Raw genomic sequence first — 15956 nt, 5'->3', positions numbered from 1 at the left:
ATGGGATTATTGGGGTTTTTGAATGACCGGACCCGAAATTTTGATCCGTCGGGTAGTAAAGCCGTCCCCCTTGGGGCCGGTCGGAGCGATTTCGAAGTCGAGGACATCGCCGGACTGCAAGTCCAAAGTGATTTTGGGCAGAGTATAGCGGCCCTGTGTGACGTCGACTTCTTTCAGCACAGAGTCGTTGTGGCGGATGACCAAACGCGACGGCTCTGTTTCTGCCGAGGCTTGCCACCAGCCGCTGATAGTGTGCGGGCCAGCAGTCTCGGCTGTGAACTGTTCAATGGCTGAATAAGGTTCTTCATTGAACCGGGCTGTTGTAATGCCGTTATAGCCGATACTCAGTGGGGACAAATCGGGGGCACCGCGAAAGCTGGGCCATCTCCAGTCGATGATTTCCAGAGGAACGACCCCGATGTCTGGACGCCGTGCAAAATAGCTCCAAGGTGGTTGGTTGAACTGGTATTGCGTATCCGCAAGGTTGCCCGGCGACGTCAATCGAACCTTAAGACCTTGTCCGGTGATGACCACCGGGATATCGGACAATTCGGAAATGGGGTCAATCGGTCGACCTCTTGTGTCGAAGTATTCGGCTGGGCCAGTTACTTCGATTTCCGCCCCGCTGCCCCAAGCCACGAAGCCATTCCCGCCCTCTCCGAACTCATAGACGTGGGCCGTGTCCGTCAAGTCGCGGGCGGCGGGGCGTCCAAGGGGCAGAAGCGTTCCTTGCAACAATTCAAACGCATCCGCGGCGGGTTTGCGATTTTGGGCGCTCTCGTCCAGCAACCCCATGTTTGGCCACCACTCCTCGTCCAGCAGCGCGTACCAATAGGCATCGGTGACGCCGGATGCTGCTAATTGCGAGACCATCTTGACCATGTAGTCCGGTGCATCATCAGGATCGTCAAACCAGTGGCCGAACTCGGTCACATAAATTGGACGCGCGCCGCCGTATTCCTGCATCAATAATGTTAATCGACTCAGCTCGATCAGCAGGGTATCGGGGTTGTCCCGATAGGGATGAACCGAAATTGCATCGCAAGATTCCAATCCGCCGCTTTCAAAAAAACCTCGGTAAAATCCGATGGCAATCGTGTTCAAACCCGAGCACATGATGCGGGCTGTGGGATGATCCTGATCCAGCCGGTCGCGGATCGCGCGAACCAATGCAGCAAAATAGGCGGGCGGGTCCTCGGTAAATGGTCCACTGACGAAATCATCGGCGTTTACTTCGTTGCCGATTTCGATCTGCACATTATCCACGCCATAATGGCTAAAGATTGCGCTGATCCAGGCCGCCATCGCTTTGCGACCTTCGTTGCTGTGTGGGGTGTCCCCATTGTCATAAAGCGGATTGGTGTCCGTGATGACGATCAAGGGCGTCATGCCCTGCTTGATGATCGGCAACATGTAGCTGTCGGCCACATCAAAACTGTAAACACCCGGCTGCCTCTCAGCCGTGGCCCACCCGATTTCGTCCCGCAAATGCGTGGCACCCATGTCACGGGCAAGGCGGATCGACGAATTGGCCCATCCCTGCTCCATATGAGTCTGAACGCCCAAGTGAAACGGTTCGTCTTCGGCAATTGCCGCGCTGACTAGCCATAGAGAAGGTATTACGGCACGCCAGTTCATTCTGCACCACTCCAGTCCATGACGATCTGGTCGCCGGAAACGCTCAGGTGATGCATACCGCTGACCCCTGGCCTGTCATCAGGCGTGAATTGCCGGACAAGGCGTTCTTCGTACCCGGTTTCGTCCAGACGCAGGATTTCCATAATGTTCAGGCCATAGCCATATACGCCATGGCTGTTGTTCTGGGATGGTCGGAACAACCGGTCCCCCTGTCGGATAACAGATCCCGCATTTCGTGCGGATTCAGAGCCAAATACGACTGGGTTATCCGGGTGAGGAGTGATCCTGCCCAAGTCCGGCCCGTCGATTTCAAAAAGGTAGAGCTCGCTCGAATGATCCTGAAAGGCATAATGGTCAGACAAATTGGTCAACAGCCACCAGCGCCGGTCATCGTCGCGAAACAGGCTGGATTCAGCCAGAAATTGCCCCTCAAAAGCTGTCGCATGCAGTTCCCATTCGTCTGGAAACCGGGTTGCTCGCCAAATTTCAAGCCGCCGGGCAGATTGCGTTTCGGGCATCATGTAGATGGAGTCTTCGTCCTTGAATACGAAAGGAAAAGACAGGTGGTAAGGGCGCTTTAAGGCGGTGACGGGTTGTTCAAGACAATCCCCGTTCAGGCGCGCGACTTCGATCCAGCCGTTGTGATTGTCGGCATTCATCGCTTCATAAAACACCCACCGGGTTCCTTCATGCTCGAACAGGAACGGGTCGGCCATGACAAATGTGGATCGGGACAGGGCCGTTGCCTGACGTGGATGAAAACCAGAAATGGACCCACTGCTGCTACCCAACTGCCAAAAATGACGGGCTTTGCCGGATCGGGACAGGCGTTCAGACCTGAGTTTGTCTGCAACAACAGACGCAAAGTTGCCTGCGTATGCCCATGCCGAGTCAAATTCTGGCTTTTCAGCCGCGGCTGGAAGCAAGTCATCAGCATCTGGCAGCGACTGATCCTGTGCCAATCCTGCCAACGCATGCATCAAAAACAGGACAGATTTTTCGGCGACAAAGGCCCCGGTCAACGCGGCCCCCGGTTTACGGTTGTAACTTGTTTGCCGCCACAGTTTAAGTGCGGGGTCCTCGTAGGACCGTGTGAGGATATTGACTTCAACCCGCGGGGCGCATGTCGCGCCTAACACCATGGACGCGTTGAACGGATCCGCCATGCCGCCATAGGTCACCGACCATTCGCCAAGCGTCAATTGCGCAAGCTGGTAATCCGTCAACGACACTGGACCAAGGGCCAGAGCAAGCTCTGCCCGGTCCTGCGTATACGGCAAAGCAGCGAGGTAGTCTTCAGCAGGCTGGGTATCGTAGGGCAGGATCCGATGTGCCGCCATCATGTTTTCGGCGAGTTTCACAAGCCGTGTCAGGAACGTACCCGAAGGGTCTTGCCTGTCATCACCTCCAATGATTTGGCCGGTGATTTCAAAGCGCCCGTCGCTCCGCAATCGGTCAATCAGCAACGCCTGCCAGTCTTGCAGGCGTAGCCCTTCCCGAGGCGTGACAAGCGCGATCCGCAGTTGTTTAATCCGCACGGCCGTTGTCCAATCGACCAGCTTTGGCGTCCAGCACTTTGGAAATCTTATCAAACCCTGATCGCATCAGGGAATCCCCATGCCAGCCATTGACCGGGTAAACCGCGGTATCCGCCGACAGCAAATCAGACCACCCCAAGATACCGTCCTTGGGAACCATGGCCTGAGACCGGGTCGTGAAAAGAACTACTTCGCCCTGGTACGGCTGAAACCGATAGGACCGGGTCAAGTCGACCAACACATCGACGGTGTCATCGACCAGCTCGGCAGTGTTGGTTTTTGTCGGTACGAGTTTCAGTGGCGACAGGGCGCGTTGGGCGAAATTATACTGGCCAAGCAGATCCGCCGTTCCGATCTCTCCACGCCATCTGAGGCCCAGGTAGTATCGCAGCCTGCGCATTCGAATAACCCATTTGTCGCGCTTGCGTTGGAATCCGGAAAACTGGTGAACCGCCCCCGGGGCCCAGGTGTCAATCATCGCAACGCAGCGCACAGCCTCGCCCAGTGACTGCAATTGTTGCGCCAGTCTAAGCGCGACACGCCCATCCACGCAAAGCCCGCAGAGCATAATTTCACGCCCGCCATAGCGGCTTTGGACAAGTGATGCGGCGTTTTCAATTGCCGGATCAAATCCCGACTTGGTCAGTGTCGCAAGCTGCGCCTGATGGGCAATTCCCAAATTCGCGACCGCACAATCAGAATAAATCTCGGTGCCCAATGTGTGATAGAGAAACGGTTGGTTGACAGTCAGCAGCACCGGCGCGGAATCCGAGGATGGCTTAAGTTCGGCCATATCCCAGATTTCATTGTACTCCCGAACCGACGGCGTGGGGTCGTGAGACACCAAGGTTGGCTCGATCTGGCTCAGCATGCCTGTCAAACCGTCCAAGGTCGGATCATTCAGAAACGCGTGCAGTGTGGGCCGAGTTCCGAACGTTTCACCCACGCGCGATAGCATTTGCAACGCCAGCACGGAATATCCGCCCAAATCAAAGAAATCACCGTCCACCTGATCAACAGGCAGCGCCAGCATGTCAGACCAAAGCGCCGCGAGGCGAGGTTTTATCGTGTTGGGCGGCGGCACGGGCTTTGCAAACCCCACTGTGGTGTCAACCTTCAGAGGTTCTGAATTTTTCTGGGGCGAACGAACAGACGCTATTGCCGAAATCGGCGCCGTATCGCGCTGCATCAGGGCTTGGAAAATCTCTAGCAATAGGTCGCAAAAAGCCTGAACCGTGGCCTCGTCGAACAAATTCGCGTTGTAATCAACCATCATGCACCAACCCGAGTTGCGCCCGACGATGTTGAAGTTGAGGTCGTACAAGGTACCGGGTGAATGTGATGGAATCGATACCAGTTCAATGTCACCATAGGCGCGTTCTTTCAGAAAAGCGCGCTGGAGGTTGAACATGATTGAAACTAAAGGGATCCTCAAAGGGTCCCTGGGCGGGTTCAACGTTTGCACCAACTTGTCGAATGGCAGTGTCTGGTGGGCAAGAGCACCGTTCACGATATCGCGGGTTGCCCGGCTGTGATCAATCAGGGACTTGTGTGCATCTACATCGGCACGCATGACAATCGGGTTGGTGAAGATCCCAATCAACGGTTCCAGATCAATTTCCATCCGACCGGCAACCTGAATGGCAAAGCTAACGCCGCTGCGCCCGGAAAACCGCTCGAGTGCGGCGCTAAATGCTGATACTCCCAACGCAAAGACCGAGGTTTCCAGTTCTTTCGCTGTTTCCGCGAGTTTGGCTTCAAAATCGTCGGGCAGGTCTTTGGTCAGCGACCGGTTATTGGGCTCGGCGGCCACACGCGGATGATCAAGCGGAAGCTCGAAATACTCCATTCCGCGCAGAGTCTTCCGCCAATAGGCAATTTCTTCATCCATGGCACCGCTGGCTTCGTAATCTGCAAGCCACATCGAATAGTCACCGTATTGCAGGGGCAGGTCTGGCAGGTCTGGTGCTTGCCCAGCCAGCAGCGCCTTTAGATTGGTTCCTAACTCATAACCCAGCACCCCGATCGAGAACCCATCGAACACGCTATTATGCACTGAAATCAGTAAAGCCGCGCGATCAACCTCTAACGGGACCATCGCAACACGAAACAAACATGGCGTAGATAGGTCGAATGGTTCTTCAGCGTGTGCAATCGCAATCGAGTCAATTCGCGCGTTGCGATTTTCTGCGGGCACGTTTCGAATGTCGACAAGGTCGAGTTTGAAATCAACATGGGCAACCACTTCTTGCAATGGCTCGCCGTCTTTTTCGACAAAACGCGTGCGAAAGATTTCGTGCCGGTCCACGATTTTTTGAAACGCCGCTTGAACAATGTCGCTTGTCACGGGCCCGTGCACTTCCCAGCGGACGGCCAGATTCAACCCCTTATTTCCGGGGTGTATCTGTTCCATGAACCAGCATCGTTTTTGGGTAACGGACGTTGGAAAAGTCCCAATAATCTGCTGTTGTTGTAATGCTTTCATCGTAAAAAACTCCGCAGTCCCCATTGCCCCGGACACGGAAAAATAAACGTTGCAGGCGTTAGCTGGCAAAACTTTCCAGCGTGCTGCGAACAGGGCAAATGCGGTTACTCATAACTGGTAAAGAGTTTCACCGTGGGGATCACACGAGTCAAACAAAACCGGTCAAATAAAACTTAATAATCGGGGGTCTGCCACGCGATCTGGTATTTTTTGTAGGCAAAACGATCCTGACAGACCACAATAAATCGGTATCATGAATGTCTTGTTATTTAGTTGTAAGCGATTCGATGAGTTGGCTTGAGGGTTTTAGTTTGGCCGTAGTGCGGAAAACCGTGCGTGGCGTTTGCGTGGTTTCTTTTTTTACTAGCGCAGCTTTTGGTGTGGGCGATGCCCAAGCCACCACTCCGGACGGCTATCTGATACATGTCGGCGACGAGCTCGAGCTTGATATACTCGATGACAACGACCCCCCGCAACGTTTCACTGTGGGACGCGACGGTGAGGTACAGTTGCCTTTTATCGGCGGCCTGCAGGTCGCGTCCGTCGCGGTAGGCGAGGCACGAGAGTTGATCAAACGCACCTATGTGCAGCGCGAGATATTCGTGAACCCCTCGGTCGAGTTATCTATCGCCAGTTTCCGACCAATTTCCGTTTTGGGTGACGTTCGAGACCCCGGAAATTTCGACTACCAACCCTTCATGACAGCCGAGCAAGCCGTTGGAATGGCCGGTGGGCCGTCGGTTTCCGCAAACAACGAAGAGGCCCGCGTCCTTGAACGGCGCAACCTGAAGGGGATGTTGAACAGTCTCGAATACGACCTCGCACTGGTCGCTGCACAATACGCCCGTGCGCAGGCGTTGTTGAAGGGGGAGGCCAGCCTCAGCTGGTCCAGCTTGCCCCCAGATCTGCGCCCAGGTGTGAACCGTGAATTGTTTGAAGAGCATAAGGCAAGCGAAGATCAGGTCATTGCCATCGAAACGCAAAACGCAACGGTGCAGCGCACCTCGTTGGCACAAGCCCTCAATGAGGCAGAGAACCAGGTTTCGATCATGCAGGAACGCGAAAAGGTTCAACGCCAAATCGTGAGCGTTTCGAAATTGGAAATGACGAGGATGCTTGACCTTGCCGGGCGTGGCCTGATCCCCAAGTTTGACGTAAGGCGGTTCGAACTGGGTGTTTCGCGCGCTGAAAGCGATCTGTTGGACCAACGCGAAAGGCAATCCGAGGCGATGATGGAACGGGCCTCGTTGGAAGGGCGTCTGTCCCAGTTCGACTCGGATCTCGAACAGCGGCGTCTGACCGAAACCCAGAGATATTGGAGTGAGATCAACAAGTTGATTTCTAACCGGGAATCGATCGAAGACCGGCTGGCGCTTTTGGATCAGTGGATGGCGGCTGCCTCTGGCCTAGAGACAGAAGTGTTGTTGGAATATCAGGTGCGGCGGCGCGAAAGTGGTGGAGTTCGAAAGCTAAACCTTGAACCTGATGATGAATTGTCACCGGGCGATCTGCTGGTCATCGTGATGAAGCCGCCCGAAATGTTGGGTGATCCGCAATGAATCTACGTAGAAACCCGGCCCACCCAGGAGCGCACGAAGCCCAGATTCCTACTAAAGTCGATCCCGGCTTTTTCGCATATCAGCCAATCGACGTGATGTACCTGTTCACCATACTGCGAGTGAATGCACGTTTGATTGCGGCAGTTGCGATTGGCTGCGTGATTGCAATGTACATCTACCTGCTGTTTGTTCCACCGGTCTACACGGCCTATTCACAGGTCATTCTGGACACGCGCGAAGAAAGCATCTCGCCCGCGGAAGACGTGATTTCGGACCTGAACATCAACAGTTCAGTACTGGCTGGAGAGGTTGTGACCATCCGGTCGAATGTCCTGATTGGCAAAGTGGTCGATGAACTGGGACTGTTGAACCATCCCCAATACGACCCACGCCAGCCGCGCCGTGAAGATCCGTTTTCACTGGCCAAACGTCTCATTCGGGGGGATGATCCTGCCCATGTCAAAGCGGCCACCATGTCCGAGGACATTCTGCGTTCAATGGTCGTTGATAAACTGCGCAAGGATTTGACGGTCAAGCAGATCGGTGTCTCATATGTGATTGGGATCAGCTTTCGGAATATCAATCCGGTACTGGCTGCCGATGTCGCGAACGCGATCGCAAATCAATACATCGAAAGCCAGCTTGATGCGAAATTGGACGCCACGCTACGCGCCAATTCCTGGCTGTCGGACAGGCTGGCCGAGCTGAGCAGTCAGTTAGAAACCGCCGATGCCGCGGTTGTCGATTTCAAGGCCAAGATGATCGACGTCGCCGATGGCAACGAAGAAAATATCAATCAACTTTTGGCCGAACTCAATACCAGGCTGGTCGGCAGTGCGACCGAGCGCGCTGATGCAGAGGTGCGGCTGACTCAGGTCGAGGCCTTGCAGTCGAATGGGGGTTTGCAGGCGGTGTCAGATGTCGTGACCTCACCGTTGCTGGAGACATTGATTCGACAACGGGCGGAATTGACCGCGTCTCAAGCGCAATTGGCAAGCACGTTGGGCCGCAAGCACCCGGACATGGTGCGTATTAAGGCCCAAATTGCAAACACAGACAGAACGATCGACACCGAATTGCAGAGACGCATTGAAGAAATGCGGGGCGAAGTCATCGTGACCACGAACCGCGAGGCCGCGTTGCGCCAACAAATCGCTGTGGTTTCCGAGAGAGCGGATTCTTTGGCCAAGGCATCGGTTCGGTTGAGCCAGTTGGAACGCGCGGCGAACGCAACACGTCTGGTATATGAAAACTTCCTGTCCCGGTTCAAGGAAACCAGCGCACAGGCAGATTTTCAACTGCCCGAGGCGCGGGTCATCGGCCGCGCCGAGGTACCGACTGTTCCATCCGGGCCGCGCAAGACGCTTCACATCATCGTGGCTTTTGTGTTCGGTTTGTCCGCCGCAACCGGATTTGTCTTCCTGCGCAATCTCATCCGAGCGCCGGTCAATACGGCCAACGAGTTGCAGGAGCTGACCCACCGCCGCAACCTGGCCCTGCTTCCATATGTTCGCCACTTTGGCAACAAGTACAAATGGCTGCGTAATGAACTGTCGGGCGCCGAGTATTCATCATTCATGGAGAATGTCCGAACCGTTCGGACCAGTCTGTTTGGGCTCAGCAAGACACGTCAGCCCAAAGTAATTATGGTGACGTCTTCTCTTCCTGCTGAGGGGAAATCATCGCTATGTTGCGCATTGGCGCGGACGATCAGCGCAACCAATTCATCGGTGCTATTGCTGGATGCAGATTTGCGTCATCCCGATGTGCGCAAAGCACTGGCACTGCCTTCTGCGGGCGCGTGTCTGGTCGGCTACCTGAACGGTGAAGAAAAACTGAAGGACTTGCCGGTTCATTCCGAATTGGCGGGTGCTGATGTGATTTCGCCTTTAGTGGAATGCGCCAACGCCGCCGATTTGTTATCGTCCAATTTGTTCACCGGTTTGTTGAACCGCATGCGCTCGCGTTACGACGTCGTGATTGTAAACGCGCCGCCTGTCCTTCATTTGTCCGACGCGGTGTTGCTGACCAAGCACGTCGATACAACGATCTTCACTGTGCGCAGCGGCAAAACCCCCTCCAAGGTCGTGCGAAACTCGATCATACGGCTTGAGGAAAACGGCGAGCCGGTATTCGGCACCGTGATGAGTATGGTTCGCCGCGGCGATGCAGCAGCGCGTGATCTTGGAACGTATTCCTACAAATACAATTACTAAAACAGGTTTTCGTCAAAAAGTGCGTTTATGAAGGTTGCCATTGTACACTACTGGCTGGTTGGAATGCGCGGGGGCGAGCGCGTGTTGGAAGAGTTGGTGAAACTCTATCCGCAGGCGGATCTTTTCACCCATGTCGCGGATCGCCAAAAACTGTCTGACCTGCTGAATGATCGCCCGATTACAGAAACCTTCATTGCAAAGCTGCCTGGTGCACGGAGACATTACCAAAAGTACTTGGGGCTCATGCCGCGTGCTCTCGAAGAACTGGACTTGTCCGGGTACGATCTGGTTATTTCGTCTGAGAGCGGTCCGGCCAAAGGTGTTATTGTCCCGCCTGGCACACCCCATATCTGTTATACCCACTCGCCGATGCGATACATTTGGGATCATTACGGTGCCTATCGCGCGCGGCTGTCCCGGCTTGAACAGATGTATTTTTCACACCTGTCTCACCGGCTTAGAATGTGGGATGTGAGCTCGGCCGCGCGTGTCGACCAATTTATTGCAAACTCCAGTTTCGTAGCCCAACGCATTCGCCGCTATTACCACCGCGAAGCGCAAGTTGTGCACCCGCCCGTTGATCTGACGTCCTATCACCTGCCCAACCAAGTGGCCGAGCGCGGGCACTATCTTTTTGTTTCTGAACTTGTGCCTTACAAGAAGGCGGACTTGGTGGTTGAAGCGTTCCGGGGGCTGGACCGGCCATTACTGGTTGTCGGAGACGGCGAACAACGCACCGAGCTTGAGCGGAACCTGCCACCCAACGTACAACTATTGGGCCGAATATCCGCCGAAGCGCTGCCGGGCCTTTACCAATCGGCCAGAGCATTGATTTTCCCGGCCGAGGAAGATTTCGGCATCGTTCCAGTCGAAGCCATGGCCTGCGGCACGCCGGTGTTGGCCTATTCACGCGGCGGTGTGCGCGACAGTGTTATCGACGGACGCACCGGTTTGTTTTTTGAGGATCAGTCGACGGCCTCAATAGCGGACGCAATCAAACGGTTCGAAGCAGCACAATTCGACCCGTTGGATATCAGCAAACATGCAAGCGGTTTCGGGGCTGACCGGTTTCGCCGGGAATTCTCGAGTGTTACAGATACGGTTCTGAGCGATTTGGCCCAGTGAAGGAGTTGGTAATGCGAACAAGCCATGATGAATTGAATTCGCCCCGGCAGCACAACTTCGACGCACATTACCGAGGTAAAATCGAATAAAGTTGTGTGATCGCGCACATTCTGTGTTCAGTTTGAGCATGTCTATAGGCGGGAAATTGGAGTTCGCTCGTGCCCCAGATTGACATTTGGCAATGGTCACTGGATGTCCCCGAGGCTCAGAGCCTCCGTCTCAGCCAGTGCCTGTCGGATGATGAAATCCAGCGCGCGAACCGTTTTGTGAAACCACGCGACAAACGCATGTATATAGCGGGCCGGGCCAGGTTGCGCGAAATCCTTGGGCAATACCTTGGTCTCGGCGCGGGGTCAGTCACGTTTGAATATGGCCCAAACGGAAAACCGATGTTGAAGACCGGGCCGGAGTTCAACCTCAGCCATTCTGGTGGTCGGGCAATTCTGGCTGTTTGCGAACAGACCAGTCTTGGGATAGATATCGAGAAGATAAGACCAATCGAAGAGGCGGTAGCAAGACACCATTTTTCCCCAGCCGAATACGCTGAGTTGTCAGGTCTGCCGCCGTCCAGTTGGCTGCAGGGTTTCTTTCAGTGTTGGACCAGAAAAGAAGCGGTCTTAAAGTTGCTGGGCCACGGTTTGTTTATGCCGCTCGACACTTTCGATGTGACACTCGCTCCTGATGGCCCCGTACAGCTAACCCGGATCGAAGGGGATAGCCCAGCACGGTGGTCATTGGTGCATCTCGCGCCAACGTCGGGTTGGGTTGGAGCGTTGGCCCTGCGGGATGTTGTTGAACCACTTAAGTTGGTTTGGCAGGAAGCCGATTAAAACTCCGCCTGGAGACTGCAAAAAGAAACCCATACTAGTAACCTGTCCCAATCCGGAATGCGTCGAGATCGCGTGAGTGACGCCCGAAACCTCCTAACCGCTACAATCTGGGGACGCGAAAAGTACTCGCTAACTCAGCCTAATCCGGCTTTTCGGGCTCGCGTTAGCGCTCTTGCCGCACGTAGCTTTCCACGACCGATTTCGGAGTTGTGCGGCCAGACATGGCGAAAACAGCTGAAAATTTTTCTTGATCTGTGTCCCTGAGGGCGGTGATGCTCAATTATCTGATGATAAGATTAATTGAACCAGACGGATTTAAACACAGTTTCGCGTATCCCTGATTGCGCGCTGAAACCGTGAGCGAGGACCAAAATGGCTGTCTTTCCTGCAGCAGCCGCGTTTTTGTTGCTGTGGCTTTGGCTTAGCATAAAAAATGTCGATAACGGCATCCTGATGGCCATTGCGGTGATCCCGTTTGGCATGTTCGCGGCTCTGGTTGTAGGAGATCTGTCCATCATCATGGCCAATCTGCTGGCCATCTTTTCGGTCGCACTCTTGGTGTTGCGCCGACTAGCAAGTGCCTCGCCCGCCGAACATCTGTCGCTTCCGACGCCCGGTCTCTTCCTGTTGATTTTTGCATTGTATTCTGCCTTTTCGGCGCTGGTTCTGGTGCGGCTTTTTCAAGGAAGCTTTTCGGTCTTTCCCATGAACGTCACCTTCGACGGGCCGCAAGTCAGCAACTTCTTCTCCTCTGTTATGGTTCCGCTGCAGACCTCAAGTTCGAACATCGCGCAGGCGTTTTATATATTGCTGTCCTGTGCTTTTTTTCTGGCGACATTGGCCGTTGCCAGACGGAGGGGCGTAGAATTTGTCGAAATTGGATTGGTTTGGGCCGCTTCGTTGAATGCTATTTTGGGGTTGTTTGACTTTCTGCAGGCCGATGCAGTGCTCAGCATTTTCAGGACAGCAGACTACGCCCTTCTAAACGAGCAAACCGTGATCGGAGGCTTTGGCCGGGTGATTGGGGGTTATTCCGAGGCGTCCAACTATGGCGCGGCCTCGGCCGCATTCTTTAGCTATTTCCTGATGTCCTATCTGATTGTCAGAAACAAAAGTCATGGTGTGTTGGCCGTGGCCAACTTGCTGGGTGCCCTGCTTGCCGTATCTAGTACAGGTGTGTTGGCTATCGCTGGTGGCGTGTTTTTTGTCCTTCTTCATTTCAGAATGTTCCTTGGGTTTAACATGTCCCGCGTATTCGGGCATTTTCTGGTTTTAGGATTGTCGGCACTGACGATCTTTGTGAGTGCATCTTTTTTGTTCCCGTCTGTCGCCGATGGTGTTTCGAACGTTTTGGATCAGTTGCTCTTTTCCAAACTTGACACTTTGTCCGGTCGAGAGAGAGGAGCCTGGTCAGCAAGTGCGTTGAACGCGTTTGTGCAAACTTGGGGGTTAGGGGCTGGCGTGGGATCACTACGCGGCAATGGCCTTGGATCGGTTCTTTTGGGAAGCGTTGGACTTGTCGGTACGGCGGCATTTGCGCTGTTTCTTGTTAGTGCCATTGGTTCGCCAATCAGCGGAGCTGATCGCAGCACTTTGCGGCTGTATTGTGCTGGCCGTGTCTGCGCGCTGACCTTGATGACTGCCATGCTGGTTTCGGCAACCACACCGGACCCGACGCTTTTCCTGATGGCCGTCACAGCGTTGTGCGTCGCTGCACGTGAACGCGCATATGGGCTCTATTTGTCAAACCCACAGACTCAGCTAGATACTGCGCACTCAAGCCGCATGTGATTCTGCCTCACCGCTACAGTGCCCACTCCACCTGCAAAACTGTTTCCGATTGTGCGACAGATATACAATTAGCCTCAAGTTACCCACAGGCTTTCTAACCCCACCAACTGTTTTTTTAAAAAAGTTGCGACGCAGGCCGAGAATCTTCTATACAATAACGTTATTAAGTTTCTTTCTGCGAACCGTCGTTTTCGGGTAGCAGTTGCGTGTATAGTGTTAGCGATTGGCTGTGTTATGGAATCTGATTTTCATCGGGGGGCGGGCATTGATGCTTCGCAGTCCCGAAGTTCCAAATCTGACATACAGCACAAAAATGGGGATGGTTGGTACGGCTTGGTAAAGTCGTTGTTCGACCGAATTTTCGCGTTTTCTGCGCTGGTGTTTTTTGCGCCATTCATTGCGCTGATCTCATTGGCAATCTTAATATCGGATGGCAAGCCGGTCTTTTTTGCACATAAGCGTATCGGACGAGATGGAAAGCAGTTCAACTGCCTAAAGTTCCGTACCATGGCTCGAGACGCCGAAGACCGCCTTGCCAGGATACTGGATTCAGATCCAAAGGCTCGTGCGCAATGGGAAGCTCAGCAAAAGTTGGATGACGACCCGCGAATTACGACCATCGGTGAGTTCTTTCGCAAAACCAGCTTGGACGAGCTTCCGCAATTTTGGAATGTGATCAAAGGCGATATGGCAATTGTCGGACCGCGCCCGATCGTTGCGACCGAAGCTACGCACTATGGCGATCATTTTGACGATTACTTGTCCGTCAGGCCAGGCATTACGGGGCATTGGCAAGTCAACGGTCGCAGCAAAACAACTTATTCGGAACGGGTGGCCATGGATGTCGATTACGTACGCAACAGGTCTTTTCCGCGTGACATGGCAATCATCATAAAAACCATCAAAGTGATTGTGATGGCTGACGGAGCGCAATGACACTCGTGCGCCCGATCAAAGGAATACGAATAGACCGACGATCAACCAGAATAGGAGACAGCCACCGACTACCAGCCTTCTCAGCAGCTTTGGTGAGGAAGATTCAATCAGGTTAGCAAGGGTGAAACGCAATGGTTTACTCTCGTGAGTGAGTGTCATCTGCTGTGCTCGATTTTTGTTTTTCATGATTATCTCCACCGCTACGCGGAGTCAGATTTCCTGTCAATATCGCAGGTTGAGTGGGTTAAATATCGGCAAAACTTCGTCCAAACTTGGAAAATTTGATGCTAGTTAGCGTTTCCATTTCAGCTAAAGAATTTGCCGAAGAAGAGACGGCGGCTCCTTTTGATGTGGCGCGAATGGTGTTTGTGGGTAAAAAAAGAGTTAGTCCAATCTGCGTGTACGACAAGTGGGTGATGCCACCTCAGCGGGTTTTCGCCATTGTTTCGTGTTCAAAAACCCACTCGCCACATCACCTATTTCAACGATGACCAGACGAACCCCCAGCCGAGTTGTGATCCTGAGCGATTTTTCAAAGGTTCGCGGGGGGGCCTCAAAACTGGCCGTATTGCAGGCGACGCTGCTTGCGGAACAAGGTATTCCAGTCACCTACTTTTGCGGTGATGAGGGTCATCAATTACCTCCCGGTGTCGAGGTGGTAGCCATGGCCAGGCAACGTTTACTGGATCAGTCAAAGCTATCCGCTGCCGTTTCCGGGATTTGGGACCGGGCAACTCAAACGCGGATGGCCGCGTGGATTGCGCGGCACGATCGCCCGGACACGATCTATCATATTCACGGTTATCATCAGACCTTGTCACCTTCGGTCTTGTGGCCTCTCAAAAAAGTCGGGCCCCGAACGGTGATGCACGCCCACGACTATTTTTTAAGTTGCCCCAACGGCGCGTTTTTCGACTTTCGACAGCAAAAAACATGTGAGCTTAAGGCGATGTCCACGTCTTGCATCCTGTGCAACTGCGATAAACGCAGTTATGGGCAGAAACTTTGGCGGGTTTTACGCCAGGCCTCGCAAGACCGGGCGCGGGGCAGAATGCTGCCCAATGTTACAACCGTGCTTTTGCATCCGGATATGGAGCAAAGGTTGTTTCCGGACGGGGCAACGAGCCCCATTGTTTCAATCGCAAACCCTTCTGAACCTCTGTTGCCTGATCCGGTGCCAAGTCATCGAAATAGCGAGTTTTTGTACGTCGGCGATTTGCATGCTTACAAAGGGGTGTTCTTGTTGGCCGAAGCAGGGCGGCGCGCTGGTGTGAAAATGCGCTTTGTCGGCAGCGGTCTGGATCTGGCAGAACTGAAAGCCGGTTTTCCCGAACACCAGTTCGATGGCTGGCAAGATCGCGCTGGGTTAAAGCGTGCAATGACCAATGCCCGTATGCTGGTGGCACCGACATTGGGGCCGGAACCATTTGGTTTGGCACCGGTCGAAGCCTTGTTATGTGGGGTTCCGGTTCTGGCATCGGATAGCCTGCTGCTTAGTCGGGACATTTGCACTCAAAAGATGGGTGAGAGCTTTGCTGCCGGAAACACTGATGCGCTAACTGCGACACTGGTTCGACTATCTTTGGACAATGATCGCATCGCGCAAATGGCTTCGAATGCCAGAACGGGCGGGCACCTCATTTCATTATCTTCGCAAGCTTGGTGTGACGCCTTGCTGACTCTGTATCGCGATATCCTCGAAAACCTGAGCGCAACTCCGGGGGCAGAGCACGTGCATGCCCAAGCGGCCACGTAAAGGAGGGGCGTTTTGGAAAGCATCAATTGCGATAGATTTGACGCCCGCTCTTGTCTGTATTGGCTGGGCTTGCCGTCCAGTT

At 53.9% G+C, this 15956-nt stretch carries 10 protein-coding genes; 7 read left to right on the top strand and 3 right to left on the bottom strand.

Translation table 11 applies throughout. The annotated features are described in order from the left end of the window. Window positions 1-6: 6 nt before the first annotated feature. From AC2FIS_RS07070 to AC2FIS_RS07060, 3 genes are read right to left on the bottom strand one after another with little or no spacing between them, the layout of a single operon-like run. Window positions 7-1638, bottom strand: coding sequence for a glycoside hydrolase 5 family protein (locus tag AC2FIS_RS07070; RefSeq protein ID WP_496772565.1), 1632 nt, complete (start codon window positions 1636-1638; stop codon window positions 7-9). Continuing rightward, on the bottom strand, window positions 1635-3176 hold the full coding sequence (locus AC2FIS_RS07065; RefSeq protein ID WP_496772563.1) for a glucosamine inositolphosphorylceramide transferase family protein: 1542 nt from the start codon (window positions 3174-3176) through the stop codon (window positions 1635-1637). Before AC2FIS_RS07065 ends, AC2FIS_RS07070 begins: the two co-directional genes overlap by 4 nt. Further along, window positions 3166-5661 carry a condensation domain-containing protein gene (locus AC2FIS_RS07060; protein WP_496772562.1) on the bottom strand — a complete coding sequence of 832 codons (2496 nt, stop codon included), beginning with the start codon at window positions 5659-5661 and terminating at the stop codon, window positions 3166-3168. The genes AC2FIS_RS07065 and AC2FIS_RS07060 overlap by 11 nt, the downstream gene beginning before the upstream one ends. Window positions 5662-6008: 347 nt before the next feature. Between AC2FIS_RS07060 and AC2FIS_RS07055 the strand changes: the two genes are divergently transcribed. The 7 genes from AC2FIS_RS07055 (at window position 6009) to AC2FIS_RS07025 (ending at window position 15874) form a co-directional block, all read left to right on the top strand. Continuing rightward, window positions 6009-7220, top strand: coding sequence for a polysaccharide biosynthesis/export family protein (locus AC2FIS_RS07055; protein ID WP_496772561.1), 1212 nt, complete (start codon window positions 6009-6011; stop codon window positions 7218-7220). Continuing rightward, window positions 7217-9436, top strand: coding sequence for a GumC family protein (locus tag AC2FIS_RS07050; protein ID WP_496772559.1), 2220 nt, complete (start codon window positions 7217-7219; stop codon window positions 9434-9436). Before AC2FIS_RS07055 ends, AC2FIS_RS07050 begins: the two co-directional genes overlap by 4 nt. Window positions 9437-9463: 27 nt before the next feature. Beyond that, complete coding sequence (locus AC2FIS_RS07045) at window positions 9464-10561, top strand: glycosyltransferase (protein ID WP_496772557.1); 1098 nt, start codon at window positions 9464-9466, stop codon at window positions 10559-10561. Window positions 10562-10719: 158 nt separating this feature from the next. Then, on the top strand, window positions 10720-11391 hold the full coding sequence (locus tag AC2FIS_RS07040) for a 4'-phosphopantetheinyl transferase family protein (RefSeq protein ID WP_496772556.1): 672 nt from the start codon (window positions 10720-10722) through the stop codon (window positions 11389-11391). A gap of 372 nt (window positions 11392-11763) precedes the next feature. Then, window positions 11764-13182 (top strand): hypothetical protein, encoded by a 1419-nt coding sequence (locus AC2FIS_RS07035; protein ID WP_496772555.1) that lies wholly within the window; start codon window positions 11764-11766, stop codon window positions 13180-13182. 234 nt (window positions 13183-13416) lie between these two features. Next, a complete protein-coding gene (locus tag AC2FIS_RS07030; protein ID WP_496772554.1) occupies window positions 13417-14118 on the top strand; it encodes a sugar transferase in 702 nt (233 codons plus the stop codon). Window positions 14119-14605: 487 nt separating this feature from the next. Further along, window positions 14606-15874 carry a glycosyltransferase gene (locus AC2FIS_RS07025; protein ID WP_496772553.1) on the top strand — a complete coding sequence of 423 codons (1269 nt, stop codon included), beginning with the start codon at window positions 14606-14608 and terminating at the stop codon, window positions 15872-15874. The last annotated feature ends 82 nt before the right edge of the window (window positions 15875-15956 follow it).

The sequence above is a fragment of the Ruegeria sp. CDSB113 genome (assembly GCF_059611045.1).
Note: the sequence above shows the minus strand (reverse complement) of the source record. Positions and strands in the feature narration are given on the sequence as shown.

Bases quoted from the DNA above. Each gene is read 5' to 3' on its own strand.
- AC2FIS_RS07070 (WP_496772565.1), bottom strand. From the start codon at position 1,638: ATGAACTGGCGTGCCGTAATACCTTCTCTATGGCTAGTCAGCGCGGCA.
- AC2FIS_RS07060 (WP_496772562.1), bottom strand. From the start codon at position 5,661: ATGAAAGCATTACAACAACAGCAGATTATTGGGACTTTTCCAACGTCC.
- AC2FIS_RS07050 (WP_496772559.1), top strand. From the start codon at position 7,217: ATGAATCTACGTAGAAACCCGGCCCACCCAGGAGCGCACGAAGCCCAG.
- AC2FIS_RS07045 (WP_496772557.1), top strand. From the start codon at position 9,464: ATGAAGGTTGCCATTGTACACTACTGGCTGGTTGGAATGCGCGGGGGC.
- AC2FIS_RS07035 (WP_496772555.1), top strand. From the start codon at position 11,764: ATGGCTGTCTTTCCTGCAGCAGCCGCGTTTTTGTTGCTGTGGCTTTGG.
- AC2FIS_RS07030 (WP_496772554.1), top strand. From the start codon at position 13,417: ATGGAATCTGATTTTCATCGGGGGGCGGGCATTGATGCTTCGCAGTCC.
- AC2FIS_RS07025 (WP_496772553.1), top strand. From the start codon at position 14,606: ATGACCAGACGAACCCCCAGCCGAGTTGTGATCCTGAGCGATTTTTCA.